Annotated in this window: 15 protein-coding genes and 2 pseudogenes; 6 read left to right on the top strand and 11 right to left on the bottom strand. The window is 68.1% G+C overall.

Features of this window, described 5'->3' with window-relative positions:
- Positions 1-144: pseudogene (locus tag AMK22_RS38295) on the bottom strand (N,N-dimethylformamidase beta subunit family domain-containing protein); the annotation flags it as partial.
- Between the two features lie 640 nt (positions 145-784).
- Here AMK22_RS38295 and AMK22_RS41750 point away from each other — a divergent pair.
- Positions 785-2,092: a hypothetical protein gene (locus AMK22_RS41750; RefSeq protein ID WP_073784022.1), complete on the top strand. Its 1,308-nt coding sequence runs from the start codon at positions 785-787 to the stop codon at positions 2,090-2,092.
- Positions 2,093-2,855: 763 nt separating this feature from the next.
- On the opposite strand, the gene AMK22_RS11610 is transcribed toward AMK22_RS41750, so the two are convergent.
- A complete protein-coding gene (locus AMK22_RS11610; RefSeq protein ID WP_073784021.1) occupies positions 2,856-3,872 on the bottom strand; it encodes a helix-turn-helix transcriptional regulator in 1,017 nt (338 codons plus the stop codon).
- A gap of 132 nt (positions 3,873-4,004) precedes the next feature.
- Between AMK22_RS11610 and AMK22_RS11605 the strand changes: the two genes are divergently transcribed.
- A complete protein-coding gene (locus AMK22_RS11605) occupies positions 4,005-4,370 on the top strand; it encodes a VOC family protein (RefSeq protein ID WP_073784020.1) in 366 nt (121 codons plus the stop codon).
- A gap of 106 nt (positions 4,371-4,476) precedes the next feature.
- Here AMK22_RS11605 and AMK22_RS11600 read toward each other — a convergent pair whose 3' ends face one another.
- Positions 4,477-4,965: a hypothetical protein gene (locus AMK22_RS11600; RefSeq protein ID WP_242433923.1), complete on the bottom strand. Its 489-nt coding sequence runs from the start codon at positions 4,963-4,965 to the stop codon at positions 4,477-4,479.
- 244 nt (positions 4,966-5,209) lie between these two features.
- On the opposite strand from AMK22_RS11600, the gene cpt reads away from it, so the two are divergent.
- Complete coding sequence (gene cpt, locus AMK22_RS11595) at positions 5,210-5,725, top strand: chloramphenicol phosphotransferase CPT (RefSeq protein ID WP_073784066.1); 516 nt, start codon at positions 5,210-5,212, stop codon at positions 5,723-5,725.
- A 176-nt stretch (positions 5,726-5,901) separates the two neighbouring features.
- Here the strand turns inward: cpt and AMK22_RS11590 are convergent.
- The 4 genes and pseudogenes from AMK22_RS11590 to AMK22_RS11575 form a co-directional block, all read right to left on the bottom strand.
- A pseudogene (locus tag AMK22_RS11590) lies at positions 5,902-6,348 on the bottom strand (GNAT family N-acetyltransferase); the annotation flags it as partial.
- Between the two features lie 109 nt (positions 6,349-6,457).
- Positions 6,458-6,700, bottom strand: a complete 243-nt coding sequence (locus AMK22_RS11585; protein WP_073784019.1) for a helix-turn-helix domain-containing protein — start codon at positions 6,698-6,700, stop codon at positions 6,458-6,460.
- Positions 6,700-7,197 carry a DUF2975 domain-containing protein gene (locus AMK22_RS11580; RefSeq protein ID WP_073784018.1) on the bottom strand — a complete coding sequence of 166 codons (498 nt, stop codon included), beginning with the start codon at positions 7,195-7,197 and terminating at the stop codon, positions 6,700-6,702. Before AMK22_RS11580 ends, AMK22_RS11585 begins: the two co-directional genes overlap by 1 nt.
- A 109-nt stretch (positions 7,198-7,306) precedes the next feature.
- Positions 7,307-8,578, bottom strand: a complete 1,272-nt coding sequence (locus AMK22_RS11575; protein WP_073784017.1) for an APC family permease — start codon at positions 8,576-8,578, stop codon at positions 7,307-7,309.
- A gap of 145 nt (positions 8,579-8,723) precedes the next feature.
- Here AMK22_RS11575 and AMK22_RS11570 point away from each other — a divergent pair, with 145 nt between their 5' ends.
- Positions 8,724-9,107 carry a DUF1801 domain-containing protein gene (locus tag AMK22_RS11570; protein ID WP_073784016.1) on the top strand — a complete coding sequence of 128 codons (384 nt, stop codon included), beginning with the start codon at positions 8,724-8,726 and terminating at the stop codon, positions 9,105-9,107.
- A gap of 140 nt (positions 9,108-9,247) precedes the next feature.
- On the opposite strand, the gene AMK22_RS11565 is transcribed toward AMK22_RS11570, so the two are convergent.
- The 4 genes from AMK22_RS11565 to AMK22_RS39485 form a co-directional block, all read right to left on the bottom strand.
- Positions 9,248-10,621 carry a S41 family peptidase gene (locus AMK22_RS11565; RefSeq protein ID WP_073784015.1) on the bottom strand — a complete coding sequence of 458 codons (1,374 nt, stop codon included), beginning with the start codon at positions 10,619-10,621 and terminating at the stop codon, positions 9,248-9,250.
- Between the two features lie 647 nt (positions 10,622-11,268).
- Positions 11,269-12,045, bottom strand: coding sequence for a methyltransferase domain-containing protein (locus tag AMK22_RS11560; protein WP_073784014.1), 777 nt, complete (start codon positions 12,043-12,045; stop codon positions 11,269-11,271).
- A gap of 177 nt (positions 12,046-12,222) precedes the next feature.
- Entirely contained in the window at positions 12,223-12,909 is a 687-nt protein-coding gene (locus AMK22_RS11555) for a PASTA domain-containing protein (protein ID WP_073784013.1), read from the bottom strand.
- A gap of 509 nt (positions 12,910-13,418) precedes the next feature.
- Positions 13,419-13,784: a hypothetical protein gene (locus tag AMK22_RS39485; protein ID WP_158072045.1), complete on the bottom strand. Its 366-nt coding sequence runs from the start codon at positions 13,782-13,784 to the stop codon at positions 13,419-13,421.
- Between the two features lie 610 nt (positions 13,785-14,394).
- Here AMK22_RS39485 and AMK22_RS11545 point away from each other — a divergent pair.
- Positions 14,395-15,159 (top strand): DJ-1/PfpI family protein, encoded by a 765-nt coding sequence (locus AMK22_RS11545; protein WP_073784011.1) that lies wholly within the window; start codon positions 14,395-14,397, stop codon positions 15,157-15,159.
- Positions 15,160-15,704: 545 nt separating this feature from the next.
- Positions 15,705-16,211: a VOC family protein gene (locus tag AMK22_RS11540; protein WP_073784010.1), complete on the top strand. Its 507-nt coding sequence runs from the start codon at positions 15,705-15,707 to the stop codon at positions 16,209-16,211.
- Positions 16,212-16,214: the final 3 nt, after the last annotated feature.

Raw genomic sequence — 16,214 nt, 5'->3', positions numbered from 1 at the left:
CCACAGCCAGTGCTCGGCGTTCCGTACGACGAGGGGGTGGGGGTCGGGCACCCGGCCCGCGTACTGGATGCCGAGGAGATGCTGCTCGGGCCGGTCGATCTCGCGCCAGAGCGCGGGTCTTCCCGGCCCCTGGCGCTTGCGGCAGGAGCACTCTCCGGCGTGCCGACGAGTGAACCGTCGGTCGGAGCAACCTACTTGGGGGCTCCGGACTCCGGGGGCTCCAGGCTTCGGGGCCGCGGCGCCTCGGAGCCTTTTGCAGCCGTTGACGGAACAGGCATTGGTCACCCGTTCGAGCGGAATTGCGGGCGGCGTGATGACGATTGGGCTCCGAGATCCGAGTGGCGAGCTTCGAGAGCCGAGTCCCGAGCCCCGAGATTCGAGCGCCTTCTTTTGAAAACAGGTAGGTAGAAAGGGTGGTTGGAGAAAACCTCCCACCCTCCCTGACCCGTAACGAGCAGCAAGTATGACTAATCGGGGCAACTTGTGGCGCGCCGGGACGGTTGCTTACGTTGCCGGAAAAAGTAATGACCCCGGCGTGTGTTCACAGCACCAACCGGGGTCTTACCTCCAAGACCGACAAAGGAGCGATCTCGTGGCTACTCAAAACCGTACCCCTGCCCAGAGCGTTTATGCACGTTCTTCCGTGCGTACGATGGCGAGTCCCGGCTACGGAAAGCGCTCTGTTCGAGATCAGTGTCCCCGCAAGGGTGATGCATTCGCACTGCTGCCCGAAAGGGAGCGCTACGTCGCGGGGTACATCGATCGCCTTCCCGACGGTGCCGCGATGAGCATCAAGGACCTGGCCAAGCAACTTCCGCTCTACGGGCAACAGGCCGTCGGCAAGGCCCTGGCCGCATTGGGAATCGCCGGTCATCTCCGCCGCGTGCTTTGCCCGGTCGGCGACGACGGTACGGTTCGCTGGGCCTACCGCACCTTCTGGTCCCGCACCGCGCATGACAACGAATGGTGGGCCACCTACCTCGCCTCGATGGAAGGCCAAGCCGATTCCGACCATCCGGCGTCACCGGAATTCACCGCCCCGGTGCCTCGGCCCCTGAAGCCCGCAGTCCAGGCGCCGGCCTCCCAGGACCCCGCCGTCCCGCAATCCGCCGCCCTGGAGCCTGCCGCCCTGGAACCCGCCGCTCAAGGGCCCGTCGTCCGAAAGCCCGTCGTTCAGGAGCCCGTCGTCCAGGAATTTGCGGGCCCGGCATCCACCGGCCCGGAATGCGACGTCCCGGCATCCACCGGCCCGGAATGCGTCGTCCCGGAGCCCCGGTCGGCGGAAGGCGCCTCGGAGGCGTTCGCCCCGGCGCCCGAGGCCGCCGCGCCCACCTTCCCCGCTGTCTCCGCCGCGCTTCCCGCTTCCGTTGAGCCGACCGCTTCCGCTGCGTCCGTCGTACCCGCCGCACCCGTCCCCGCTGACCCCGCCGCCCCGTCCCTTGCTGCACCTGTCCCGACCGCCGCCGTACCCGTCCAGCCCGCCCCGGATACTCCGCACACCGCCCACACTCCGTCCGCCGCGCCTGCCTCGCTCGCCGTGCCCGTTCCGTCCGCCGTGCCTGCCGTACCCGCCGTGCCGCGACAGCCTGGCCCGGGAGACCTCCCGCCCGTCGAAGAGAAGTCATTCACCTACTACGCCCTGGCCCAACTCGGCTGCATCGACGAGCGACTCGGGCTTTCCGACGCCGACTGCACAGCCCTGGTGCCGCTCGCCGCCGAGTGGCTCAACCGGGGCGTGACCGTCGACTACCTCGTCCACGCCCTCACCAGCGGCCTTCCCTCTCGCATCCACTCACCCATCGCCTTCACGCGCAAACGTCTCGAAACGAAGATCCCGCCCACCCTGCCCTCCTCTCCGCTCAAGGACCCCAATGCACCTGGGGGTCCCAACGCCCCCACCCGCCACGCTCTGGTCGAATGCACGGAATGCGCAGTGCCCGGTCCGCCCGAGGCGCTCCCTGACGGCCTCTGCCGCTCCTGCCGTCCCCGCCACTCGCCCACCACCGGGAACGACAGCACCACCACCGCTGACCCCGACGTCCAGGCCCACGCCGGCCGGATCCGCGCCGCTCTCAGGGACCGCGTGCGTTGAATCACGATGTCGTCGTGAGCCGGAAGGAGGAGGGCAGGATGGGAAGGAACGGGCGCTTCAGAGCGTCAGTACACGGCCCGTACGCTGCGTTTCTGGTTCTGGCCGAGGGAATGCGTTTCGGGTGCGTCCAGGACCGCGACAAGGAGAGGTTCGAACCAGCCCTGGGCGGGTTCGCCGTCCCAGGGTGCCTCCACCGCGGCCAACCGATCCGGATGGGCGGCAGCTCGGGCCACGGGTGAGGGGGTGTCGAGCGGGCCGGGCGCCCCGTGCCGGACACCGCTCGATCGTGGCGAACTCGCGTTGGTGAATGGCTACTTCAAGAGAGCCTCGGCACTCCTGAGGTGGTGGCCGGGCAGCCCTTCGAACTCTGGCCCGCCCCAGAGGGGGGCAGTGCCACCTCGATGTCAGATCGGATCAAAGCCCAGAATCGGTCATGACTCCACATGTATGACTAAGTTGCACTCAGTGCAGGTTTAAACCATCTGGCACGTATGACTACAAGCATTGCTACAGACCTTGATGCAAGCGCTGCTACAAACATCGGAGCAAGCGTTGATGCAAGCATTGAAGCAAACATTGATGCAACCATCGGTACAAACATCGACGCAAACATGGATGCGATCTCTTCCGTAAACACTGACGCAAGCATGGGTGCAAGCTTTGATCCAAACACTTACTCAGGCGTGAATGTGAACCCGTCATCAAACCCGAGCCGTCCACGGGTCCCGGGGCGCGGACGACCACAGGGCCCGCCGTTCGGGCGTCAGGGGCTCGGGGTGCGATGCCGGAGTGTGATCGCTCCGGCGAGGCGCGCGACGAGTTCCCGAGCCGCGGGCGGGTCGACGACCTCGAAGTGGTCGCTGAATTGGAGGAGTTGGCGCACCCCGTCGAGCCGGTCGTAGCCGACCCGAACCAAGACGGTGCCATCGGCATCGGCATCGGTATCGGCATCGGCATTGGCGTCGGTCGTTTCCGTGCTCAGCAGACGTTTGCCGAGGATTCGTTTGGCGATGTCGAGGCGGTCCGCGTCCAGCCGCACGGTCACGACGACGTCCCGCGCGTCCTCCAGGCCCGCACCGAGTGTCCCGGCCAACTCGGTGAGCGTGGTGTTCGGGCGCAGGATGCGGGGTTCGTCCAACACCTCCCAGCAGGCGAGGCGGCTGAGCGCGTACATACGCGGTTCACCGTCCGTGTCGGCGACGAGGTACCACCGGCCGCCGCGCAGGAGCACTCCGTAAGGGTCGACGACGGTCGGCCGGTGGCGCCGGGTGCCGCTGCGTCGGTAGCGGACGCGCAGGCGTCGTCCACGGCGCAGATCACGCGTGAGGGAGGCGATGTCCGCCTCTTCGTCCTCGTCCGGGACGAACCAGGCCCGGTGATCGACGGCGACGACCTCCGCCAACGGGATCAGATCGCTCCTCTGCGAGGCCGCCCGCCGCTGAGGGGTGCCCCGCGCCGTGAGCTTGTCGGTGGCGCTGCGTGCGGCGGCTTCCATGCCGAGCTTGCGCGCCTGGACGAGGTCGATTCCGAGCACGGTGAGCAGTTCCGTCTCGGTGTCGCTCAGGCGGGACACGTCGAGCTGGGTGCCTGGGAGCAGAACGATCCCGCCGTATCTGCCCCGCTCGGTGAAGACGGGGACCTCGGCGGCGGCCAGCGCTTCGACATCGCGCATCACCGTGCGCACCGATACACCGAACTCCGCCGCCAGTTCGTTCGCGGTGGTGCGCCGTCTTGCCTGGAGAGCGGCGAGCATCGCGAGCAGCCGTTGCTGCCGATTCATGGGATCACCTCGGATCATAGGTCCATCTCCACGTAAACATGACGTGAAGTGTCATGTTTACGTGCCAGTGTTGCGGACACGGCGGCCCGGCCCCGACGCGGGCGACCGTCCAGACGAAGGAGAGGAAACATCATGGCGAACCCCAACCTGTTCCTGATCTATGTGACCGACGTGGAACGGGCCACGCGCTTCTACAGCGACCTGTTCGAGATCGAGCCGGTCGTCACGACACCGCGTTACGTGCCGTTCGAGGTGGCACCCGGAGTGTTGTTCGCGCTGTGGAGCGGGCGCAGCGTGAACGTGATGCCTGCGACCCCACGTACGTCCGAGGTCGGACTCATGGTTCCGGGCGGCGCCGCCGTGGTCGACGAGGTCTACGAGCAATGGCGCGCCAAGGATGTGACGGTCGTCGAGGCGCCGCACGACGAGGTCTTCGGCCGTACCTTCGTCGTCACCGACCCCGACGGCAACCTCATTCGTGTCTCCCCGGTGGACTGATCACACGGGCCGGGCGTGCCGACGGGGAGGGGAAGACGAGTGGGCGAGAAGACGGGCGAGCAGCCGGTGCCACGAAATGCCGCCTCGCATCACGAAGCAGGCCGGTTCACGCCTGGTGTCCCTCGTCCACCGATTCCGTCGCCCTCACCGCCCGGTTGTTCCGGTTGCCCCACTGCCGGAACACCATCGAGACCAGGATCGAGCCGAACACCAACGGCCCGGCGACCCAGCGCATCACGGCCGACGGCCAGCTCCACGTCTCGCCGGTGAACCGGCCCACCGACGCGATGGCGAGCGACGCCCCCAGCAGCACAAATCCGAGCCCCCAGGTGCGGGTGGCCCAGACGGGCCCCCGAGCCAGCTCCGGGTACTGGTGGCGCCGATGCGTGGCGGAACACCCCAGCCACACGCATCCCAGGCCCATGGCCAGCATGAACACATCCATGGCAGCCTCGAACAACTCCATCACGGTCGCGAACCTCCGCCCCTCCACCACATCGAGCAACTTCGAATCGAGCAACTTCGAGTTGCGCAACTCCGAGTTGAGCAACTTCGAACACCGCAGCCGGAAGACCCGCCGCTGTGGTTCCCCCACCAGGATGGGCTCCCGGCCGGGCCCATGCGCCTGCCGGAACGGGCAGGGAATACGCCTCGCAGTATTCCGGGACCCGGCAACATGAGCGAGTACGCGAGTACGGGCAGCGGCGCCGTCCCGCAGAACCCGTTTCTGGCCTGTGGGATCGGGGTCGGCCCTCATGGACCTCGGCCTGGCTTGCGAAATCGGCTTCGATGCTGAGGGGGAGCGCCTTTACTGTGACGTGGTGAGAACTCAGGTGATTATGTTGAACGGCGGGTCCAGTTCGGGCAAATCCGGGATCGCCCGGTGTCTGCAGTCCACCTTGCCGGATCCATGGCTCGCTCTCGGGGTCGACACCTTGATCGAGACGATGCCCGTCTCCCTGCAGGCATCGCAGTCCGGCATCGACTTCGACACGGACGGCGGCGTGAGTATCGGAGCCGAGTTCCGGGCGCTGGAAGAGGCATGGATGGAAGGGGTCGCCGCGATGGCTCGTGCACGCGCCCGGATCATCGTCGACGATGTCTTTCTCGGCGGGGCGGAGTCCCAGCAGCGGTGGCGGAAGGCTCTCGGCGGACTGCACGTGCTGTGGGTCGGCGTCCGGTGCGAGAGCGCGGTCGCCGCAGCCCGCGAGATCGCCCGCGGAGACCGAATCCCCGGGATGGCCGAGTCGCAGGCGGAGAAGGCCCACCGGGACGTGGTCTACGACCTGGAGGTGGACACCACGCACACCGAGTCCCTGGAGTGCGCGCGGATCATCGCCGCCCAGGTCGTATGATCACGGTCTCGGCGGCTCCCCGTCGGCGGCAAACAGGTTCCCGCGCACGACCCGGCCGTCGTCGGCGACCGTCAGCTTCCCGATCCGGCGGCCGAGCCGACGTCGGCCTGCGGCGCGGAGGCGTCAGGAGTTCGTGTGTCTCCCACGGCCCCGGGCTTCGGCCCGCTGTTCTCGCGGAGCACGAGCATCGCGTGTTCGTGCTCGCCGTACCGTACGGTGCCCGTGTGCTGGAAACCGTGCTTCTCCAGCAGCCGCACCGAGCCGGTGTTGTCGGCGAAGGGGTCGGCATGGAGCGGGCGGTTCTTCTCCCGCTCCAGGAAGAGCGTCAGCGCCCGGGTGCCGATGCCTCGGCCCCAGTAACGCTGCCCGAACCAGTAGCCGATGAAGCGTCGGTGGTCATCCCACCAGGCGACGACGTTGCCCGCCGTCTCACCATCCACGGTGACGGTCTGCACGAAGACGCTCGGATCCCCGAGGACCTTCGTGGCCCAATGGGTCATGAACCTCTCCCGGCCCCGGGGCGTGAACCTCGAACGCCGGACAGCCTCGGCGTCGTGTTCGTACCGGAAGAACAACTCCAGATCGGCCTCTTCGACGTCCCTCAACCGCACATTGTTCGTCATGCTCGGTGAGTCTGGCACCCGGCACCGACAACGGCGTCGGGTCGTTGACCGTCGGCCGATTCCCAGGCCACGGGCCGCTCACAACGCCACCCTCGCCCGTGACGCGTGCTCAGTCGTTGTATTCGTCGTTGCCTTCGGTGTCTTCGTCGTCGGGAACCCAGCGCAGCACGTCGCCGGGTTGGCAGTCGAGTGTGCGGCAGATCGCGTCGAGCGTCGTGAACCGCACCGCCTTCGCGCGACCGTTCTTCAGCACGGCGATATTGGCCGGTGTGATGCCGACGGCGGCGGCGAACTCCCCCACTGACAGGTTGCGTCTGGCGAGTTGGACGTCGAGGTCGACGATGATCGCCATCAGATCACCTCGGCGATCTCGGTCTGTAGATCCGTCGCCTTGCGCAGGAGGCCGCGCATGATGACGACCAGCATCGCGAACGACGCTCCGACGCCGACACCCGTGATCGCGGCGGCCAGGGCGCTGATGGCGCCCATGTTGCCGTTGGGAGAGGGGACGTCGGCCAGGGCCAGGTGACCGGCCACCCCGATCGCCAGCAGTGTTGCCAGGGCCGAGGACCCGATGATGACATCGACCCATCGGAAGGCCTGCGGAGTGAAGATCGCGTCCCGTCGGACCATGGCGAGCAGCATCCACACCGCGACGAGCGCGACCTGGACGCAGGCGATGCCGACGATTGCCACCGTCACGTAGGGCGCGGCGAACGGGGCGTAGGGAGGGAAGCGGTCCACTTCGTCGGCTGCGGTCGTCGGGACGACCACGATCTGACCGAAGAGACCGATCACGATCGCTGCGACGATACCGGCCCGGAGCGCGACTATGAAGAGGTGATTCATACATCGATTTTCGATAGATATCGATCGAAAGTCAATCGACTGCGTCCGGCCTTCCGTAGCTTCATGGCATGCGTACGAGTGCTCGGACGACAGCGGATACGGCCTACGACTACGGCTTGCGCACCGACACCGAGCGGCGCGCGGCGTAGACGAGCGCACCGGCCGCGAGCACAGCGGCGCCGGAGACGACCGAGGCCCACGGGAGTGCGAAGGCCAGGGCCAGGCAGCCGGCCAACCCGACGGCGGGGACCAGGAGGTGGGGGCGGCCTTCGTCGGGGGCGAGGGTCCAGGCGGAGGCGTTGGCGATGGCGTAGTAGACGAGCACGCCGAAGGAGGAGAACCCGATGGCCCCGCGCACATCGGCGGTCGCGGCCACCACCGCCACCACGGCGCCGACGAGGAGTTCGGCGCGGTGGGGCACCTTGAAACGGGGATGGACGGCGGCCAGGGCGTGGGGCAGGTGACGGTCCCGGGCCATGGCCAGGGCCGTACGGGAGACGCCGAGGACGAGGGCGAGCAGGGAGCCGAGCGCAGCGACGGCGGCGCCGACGCGTACGACGGGGACGAGCCGGTCGGCGCCCGCGGCCCGCACGGCGTCCGACAGCGGAGCCGACGCCTCGGCCAGCCGCCCCGGGCCGAGCGTCGCCAGGGCGGCGACGGCGACGACGGCGTACACGACCAGGGTGATGCCGAGCGCGAGCGGGATGGCCCGGGGGATGGTGCGGGCCGGATCGCGGACCTCCTCCCCGAGCGTGGCGATACGGGCGTAGCCGGCGAACGCGAAGAAGAGCAGGCCCGCAGCCTGGAGCACCCCGCCGACGGTGGCGTCCGAGCCGACGTCCAGCCGGGCGGCGTCCGCGGTCCCGGAGGTGAGGGCGGCGACCACCACGGCCGCGAGCACCGCCAGGACCAGCGCGACGATCGCTCGGGTCAGGAGCGCGGATCTCCGTACACCCGCGTAGTTCACGGCCGTCAGCGCCACCACGGCGGCCACCGCGACCGCGTGCGCCTGCCCGGGCCACACGTACGAGCCGACCGTGAGCGCCATCGCCGCGCAGGAGGCTGTCTTGCCGACCACGAAGCCCCACCCGGCCAGGTAGCCCCAGAAGTCGCCGAGGCGCTCGCGACCGTAGACATAGGTGCCGCCCGAGGCCGGGTAGCGGGCAGCCAGCCTCGCGGAGGACGTCGCGTTGCAGTAGGCGACCACGGCGGCCAGGGCCAGACCGATCAGCAGCCCGGAGCCGGCCGCCCGTGCTGCCGGGGCGAGGGCGGCGAAGATCCCCGCACCGATCATCGACCCCAGGCCGATCACCACGGCGTCGGTCACGCCGAGCCGCCGCTGCAGTTCGTCCGGGACGCCGGTGGTCGATGGCTTGTTCACGGGTGTACTCCTCGGCAGCAGGTCACAGGGGGCACGGTTTGCGACACCGGCAGACGATAGAGGAGCTTCGGGCAGGCCCCCACGGTCGCGGGCCCCCTGTGTGAGGGTGTGCGGGCTGATCGGAACAGAAGAACTTGGAGTAAAAGTGGGGAAGTTCGCTCCTGTTGAGGAGTACGTGGCAGGGCTCGCCACCGGCCCGTTTCGTGACATCGTCGAGAAGCTGATCCCGCTCATTGACGCCGCGCTGCCCGACGCGAACTCGGCGGTCTACCACCAGGCACCCACCTGGAGTGCGGGCGAGGCACCCGGAAAGGGGCCGGTCTGCTACGTCAGGGCGTACTCGAAGTACGTGACCTTCGGGTTCTGGCGCGGGCAGGAACTCGACGACCCGTCCGGTCGACTGCAGCCCGGTGCACGCATCATGGGGCAGGCCAAGCTGGCCTCCGTCGACGAGATCGACGAGAAGCTCTTCGCCGACTGGCTGAAGCAGGCGGGCGAACTGGAGGCCGCCGAACTCGCGAAGGCCTGACCCCCTCCGCGGTCTCTCGACGTGTGCGGCCTCGGTACTGGTGAGTTTGCGTATTCAACTGTCGTGAGTCGTCGGTTCCGCCGAGCCGACAGTGACCTTCCGTGATCACTGGAGGGCTGCCCTGTCCCGCTGCTCCCGTGTCAGCTCGTGGCGCTGCCGTAGTTCCGCAGGATGCTCAGAGCTCTGTCGAAGGCCGAGTCCCTCTTCCTGGCGAACTCCTCCTTGGTGAAGACCGGCTCAGTGAGATTTGGCGGAATGCCTGTACCGTCGAAGGTCATGCCCGATCGGGTCAAAAATTCTTCGTTCGGTAGCCAGGCCGACATGGCGTTGGGGAGCTTGCGCACCATGATGTCCGAGAAGACGCCCTGTGTGGGCTGCCCGATTCGGACCGTCTTGCCGGGCCGGTCCATGAGGGCCTGGGCGAAGGTCTCTCCCGCGCTGACGGTCGAGCCGCTGGTCAGCACGGCGACCGGCCCGGTGTAGCGGGGGCCCTGGGCTGGTTCGACGTACACGGGCTGGGGGCGAGTGTGCCGGGTGGGGTCGGTGGGAACGTTGCGGGCCCTCTTGGAGTAGGCGAGGTAGGGGGTGTCGGTGAGGCGCGCGGCGATGTGGATTCCCAACGCGTCGAAGCCGCCACCGTTGATCCGTTGGTCGATGATCAGGCCCTTCAGGCGCCGCGTGCGTTCCTGGCTGAGGACCGTGTCCAATGTCTTGTCGAGTTCGGCCAGCTGGTCGGCGTAGGCGTCATCATCCGCGTACCCGTCGAAGCCGGAGATCCGCAGATAGCCCTGCCCGCCGGGCAGGTCGGCGTAGGTGATCCGCCCGTTCGCGAAGTCCTGGAGGTTCCGGGCGGATTGGAGGTCGCGTGCCACGATGAACTTCTTGACCCTGGCGTCCAGTTCCGCGGAAGGCATGACGGTGCCGGGGCGGGCCTGATAGAAGACACGCTTGCCGTCCAGGACGGCGACGTGGGCGTCGTGGAGCGGCTCGACCATCTCGCTGAAGACGTCGTACAGCTCGTCCCTCGTCGTCCCGGCGTGCACCTTGGGGCGGTACTGATCGCGGGCCTTGTGCCAGTCAATGCCCTTGGCTGCGAAGAAGGGGTAGTTCTCCTCGAAGGTCTGCCAGAAGACGTCGAAGGTCTTGCGGGGATCCTCTGCCTGCGGGCGCGAGCAGGCGTCGGGCAGCGCAGGGATGCGCCGGAGGCTCCGGCTGCCGACGGAGCCGTCCTCGCGCACGAAAGCGTGGTCGTGGTCTCCTCGGGAGCGCACGGTCAGGACGGTGCCGTCGGACGTGGTGTAGGTGCCGGGGCCGGTCCGCCGCGCGGAGTCGCCCTTCAGGCAGCTCACCGCGGTGATCTGATACTCCTGGAAGATCCCGTTGTGGAGGGACAGCACTGTGCCGTAGCCGTTCATGCGCCAGATTCCCTCGGTGGTCGGCCCCTGGGCGATGGCCGCCGGCACGGCTCCGCCGACGAGTGCCAGTGAGATGGCGGTGGTCGTAACGATGCGCACGAACGCGCCCTCCTTGCAGCAGTTGCTTGGGCACCCCCACGGTCGCCGACGTGGCGTTCTCGCGGCCATCCGGCTGTCCGGTTGATCGGAGGTGGGGCCAGCCCTCTAACGGGCTGCCCCGCAAGGGATGTTGGAGCGTGCTCGCCCGGGCGTTCGGCAAGTTGGGATGACCGGAGCACGTCCGCGAAGAGCTCGACCCTGCCAGCGGCCCGGATGCCTCCGCCCGGGTGGCCTGCGCTAGGCGGTCTGGGCGCGGTCCTTCTGGGATTCCTTCTGCAGGCGGCGGGCCACGAGGCCGACTGGTGCGCAACACACCCGGACGACGACGGGTACAACATGCGCGTCAGGGTCGTGTTCCGATGTCCTGGCGAATGCCCCCGCGTTCGAGGTTTTCGCAGGTCACGTGTGGTTCTGGGTGCTATTTGCGGGAGTCATGTCCCCGGTCACAGCGGCGGTGCTGTGGGTGCGACACCAATTCGTACGGAGGGACTGAACACAGTTCGGCATTGCCATGCTGCTGACGGTAGTTAACTGGTGGGCTCGCGTGATTCAAGTGTCGTGAGTCCGGGGTGAGTGCAAGCGGTGTTGGTCACTGTCCGTGCCCGCCGGGAGCTGTTCCCGGCGGGCTGTCGTTGCTGGGCTGGCGACTATGACTCGGCTACGACGATGTAGAACGTCACCGCCGCGAGGAAGGGGCCGGTGGAGAGGTGGTCCAGCCAGCGTCCTGCTGCTTCCTCGGTGAGGTATCCGGCGGCCACGGCACGCTGCGTCGTGCGCTCCAGTCCAAGGATCTTGTCGGCTGCCTGGGCATCTCGGAATACGGGGGTGATCGGAATGACCGAGGGCACCGCGAATCCGGCCCCTGTTGCCAGTCGGGGGAGCTGCCTGCCGATGCGGGAATTGCGGACGACCTTGTCCGTGACGTACTGGGTGTAGGCGCGCGAAAGGCTGCTGTCCGGATGGTCGACGGTCAGGGTGTCCCAGTCCGGCTCACCCATGACGAGCCGCCCGCCGGGTTGTAGCACGCGGTGAATTTCCCGGAGCGCCCGGGCAGGGTCGGCGACGTGTTGCAGTACCCGGTCGGTGCGGGCACGGTCGGCGGTGCGGTCGGGCAGCGGCAGGTCGTGGATGTCGCCGAGTCGCACTGTGACAGTGTGCTGGTCGGACGTGCGCTCCCTGGCGGCGTCGACCGTGGCCTGGTCGTGGTCGACACCGATCACCGTGCCTGTCGCGGTGACAGCTTGGGCGAGCGAGGCGAGATCGGTGCCGGGGCCGCAGCCCAGGTCGAGCGCCGTTTGGCCCGGACGGATGTCGAGTTCATCGAGCATGCGCCCCTTGTAGGAGCGGCTGAGGTCGGTCGCGGCGACCCGATCGAGGTAGGCGATCGGGTCGGGGGTGGCGGTCTCGAACGCTGTTGAGGTCATGGGAATCAGTCAAGCAACTGCGGCAAGCCGACGGGGTCCTGACGGTGAGTTTGTGGCGCCATCCGCTGTGAGTGCCCCGTGGGTTCAGCCTGGAAACGATCGTCCGTGATCTCGGGGGGGGCGTACCAGCTACCACGACAAGACCACCAGCCGCCTCCGCGGGTTCCTCCGTCTCGACTACCAGCCGTACTCTTCGCGATATTCCTCGTACACCTTCTGCCATTCGGCGGGGTAACAGTCGGCGGCGGTTTCATAGTCAGAGCCTTCGCACAAGCTGTAGCGGTAAGAGCCGTCCGTGTCCCGTTCCTGCGGATCGGGCAGGCCGGTGTCAATGGTGAAGTCCCCGGTGTATGTGAAGTCGGGGTCGTCGATGGTGCGGTAGCTGTCCTCCGTCGGGGCGTCTGCGGTGGCATCTGCGGTGGGCTCGTTCGCCAGCGCTTCCCCCTGCTTGGCGATGGCGACATACCGTTTGCGGGCTTCAGCGGTGATTTCGCCATCCTTGCAGTCTGACGGCTTCTCGACCACGTACAGAAAGAGGGTCCAGTCGCTGCCGTCCCGTTCGGAGGACAGGTCGCTGGGATCCTGGGAGCAGACGGTCCACGAGACGTAGGCCGGGTCATCCTCGTCGAACTCCCGCACGTGGTGGTTGTTGGTGCTGCCAGGGGCGGTGTAGGCGTCGGCGGACTGAACGTTGACGCCGAATTCGCCCCTGTATCCGGCCTGGACGGCGATCTTCTTGGCTTCCTTGAAGGTCTTGCCGGTCAAGTCCGCCACCTTGGGGGCCTCGGGCCCGCCGCAGCCGGCAAGAAGCAGAGCTGAGGCGACGGCGGCGGGGATCGCGGTGGCGGCCGTGCGGGTGGTCATGGGTTCCTCTCCAGCCGGGGTCTCTCCCCGCGCATGGGCATGGTCATTGCCGGGAAACGATGAGGTCTCGCCGGTGCGCCAAGTAAGTCTGTCTGGTCCGCCCCCAGTTGGTGAGCGAGATTCGGTAGATCACGCGGAGGACTTCGCGATGCCCGCGCCTGAGGTAGCACTCGACCACCGCAACCTACGTCGGCCCCGTGTCTGGTGGTGGCCGGGGGATGTAGTGACCACGCATCAGTGCTCCTTCGCCCCGGCCCCGGTGACCACGCACGGTAACCAGAGGGGCTGGACCCGCGGAGAACCGGCGACAGTCGAACACGAGGGCCCACCAGTACGAAGGCCGGTGTGGGCGGCCCGAAAGCGAGATGGCTGGATGGTTTTCCGGGCCTGCGCAACCGTCGGTTCGTCGTGCTCTGTCTGGTGCCCCGTGACCGGTTCGTTCGGCTTCGTCACGATGCTCACGCCGCCCTCATGATTTCGGCCGCGAGGTGTCCGTCGCTGTCGTGGAGCTACCGATGATCGTCACCGGCGCGGGTACGGCGCTCGCCGCGGGGCTCGTCGACGAGCAGGCCCTCGAACTCGTCGACCCCGCGAAGGCGGGCATGGCCGCAGGATCTCTCAATGCTCAGTGAGAGGACCGCGTGGAGGCCAGCCTGGGCCGTCACCGTCGCCGCCGTGGCTATGGCCGTGGCCGTGCCGCGCTCGCGCCCGGCGAGTGCCCATGCCGCCGTACCGGTCACCGCGAACGCGGCGACGAGGCCCGGCCCGGCGATCGGCGAGCCCGACATGAGGATGTGGCCCGTGGCAGCGAGCAGCACGCACGTGGCCGTGAAGGCCGCGGCCCTGAGCGCTCGGCAGCACCGGCCCGTAGTCATGGCGGGGTCGTCCTCGCACCCGCCGTCGGCCCCGTTGCGGGTCGGTGCACGGATCGCAGGAGTGCTCCTCTTCGTCGCATTGGGTGTGGCGCGTGCCACAGAGCGGAGCGGGAACTGGTGTGGCGACGCGTACGACTTCTGATGGCAGGCCGAGTCCTGCGCCGGGCTCGCGTCCGCACCACGGCAATGGCGAGGGGGTGTGCATGGGCAGGGACGGGCCGGAGCGGCTCGGCTCGGGCGAGGGCGGTTCGAGGCCGGGCGGCTGGGCCAGTGACAGCGCGGTGGCCGGCTTCCGGGGAGCGGCCGTTCTCGAACACCACCGGTCGCCCCGGTCAGGGCGTTTCGACTCGGGGTCGGTCGCGTCGTGCGCCCGCCTCGTCGTCCGCGACCACGTTCTTTTCGCGACGGTCGAAGGCAGCCCACCATGCCCCGGACGACAACCACCATGTTCCCCGGACCACAGACGTGTCGAACTCCCGGATCACCTATGTGCCGGGCCCCCGGATCACAGACGTGCCGAGCTCCGGGATCACCTATGTGCCGGGCCCCCGGATCACAGACGTGCCGCGCCCACACGGCGTGGCTCCCGCTTCTCTATGACAGGAGAGCCATGAACCGCAGAAGCCTGCTCCGCGCCTCCACCGCCCTCGGTGCCGCCGGGGCCTCCGGAGCCGTGACGGGCATCGTTGCCACCGCGGCCTCGGCGGATCCGTCGACCGCTCGGACGGGCGCCAGAACGCTCCGACCGGGCGCCGGGCCGCTTCGTGTGCACGTCGTCATGTTCGACGGTGCGGAGGAACTCGACTTCGCCGCCCCGTACGAGGTGTTCTCCGCCGCCGGGCTCTTCACCGACCGGACGGTCGACGTCCGTTACGTCAGTGCCACCGGCCCCGGCATGGTCCGGGCCTCGTACGGGACGGAGATCCGTGTCGAGCACGGTTGGTCGCCGCATCGGGCGGACATCCTGGTCGTGCCCGGTGGTGGTTACGCGCGCCGGGACAGCGCCGGGGTATGGGCCGAGATCCGGCGCGGCACGCTGCCCAGGGCCTTGGTGGCGGCGGCACGGAGAGGGCTCACGATCAGTGCCGTGTGCACGGGCACGATGATCTTGGCCGCCACCGGCCTGACCCGCAACCGTCCCTGCACCACCCACCACAAGGCGCTGGCCGACCTGGAGAACCAGGGCGGCATGCTCAAGAACGCCCGTGTCGTGGACGACGGCGACCTGGTCACGGCAGGCGGCATCACCTCCGGGCTCGACCTCGCGCTCTGGCTCGTACGCCGGGAACTCGGCGCGAATGTGGCGACCGAGGTCGAGGCGATGCTGGAGTATGAGGCGCGGGGCACGGTCTGGGTGCCCGACGGGCGACGGTAAAGCACGTGAGATGGGAAGCGGGGGTGCGGAATCGTCCGCCTGCTTCCACTCAGCCGCTTCGCGATCGCCTTGCCGATCCGGGTTGTGGGGCGTGTCGGTGACCTTCCGGGACGGCCCTCACCGAGGCGCACCCTCCGCCGCCTCCGTCCCTTCGGAGGTATCCCCTCCGAAGGGACGGAGGCGGGGCGTCTATGCCCGAAACATTCCCTTTTGGGGTGTATTCCTCTGAAGCGCATCCTTCCGGGGCAGGGTCGACCCGACGGCTGCACCCTCCGGTTCACCCGAGGCATGGCCACTCCGGCGATCGATTGCAGTTCGCTCGCAGTGGCACAGGTTTGGATCCAAAATTCAGGTTTGAGGCGACGCTGGACGGGATTCAATGGGCGCGCCTATGGTTTTGGGATCCAGAACTTCAGAGGTTTCCATGTATCTCATGCTTTGGGTGTGTTCCGCATGCCCTGGAGGCTCCGCGTGCTTCGCGCGGCCACCTGCCCCATGTGCCCTGCGCGCGCCGCGTGTGCCATGTCTGCTTGAGGAGGAGTGAGATGAGCGGCGGACTGCCCGGCCTGGCCGGTGTCGATCACATCGGGTTCACGGTGCCCGACCTCGCCGAGGCCAGGGCGTTCCTGGTCGATGTGCTCGGTTGCGAGTACATGTACTCGCTCGGCCCGTTCCGGGATGACCACGGGAACTGGATGGCGGACCACCTCGACGTCCACCCGCGCGCGGTCATGCGGCAGCTGCACTTCTTCCGGTGCGGTGGGCAGGCGATCTTCGAGGTCTTCGAGTACGCCGCGCCCGGACGGAACACGACCCTGCCGAGGAACAGCGACATCGGCGGCCACCATGTCGCCCTGTATGTCGACGATCTCGACGCCGCCGTCGCGTACCTCCGGAGCCGGGGGATACGCGTCCTCGGCGAGCCGTCGAGCAGCAGTGGCCCCAGCGAGGGGCAGCGCTGGGTCTACTTCCTCGCCCCCTGGGGCATGCAGTTCGAGCTCGTCTCGTACCCGGGCGGCAAGGCCTTCGACCGGCAGCGAGCGGCCGGATAGGCT

This window comes from Streptomyces sp. CB01580, from assembly GCF_001905795.1.
Taxonomy (GTDB): domain Bacteria; phylum Actinomycetota; class Actinomycetes; order Streptomycetales; family Streptomycetaceae; genus Streptomyces.
Note: the sequence above shows the minus strand (reverse complement) of the source record. Positions and strands in the feature narration are given on the sequence as shown.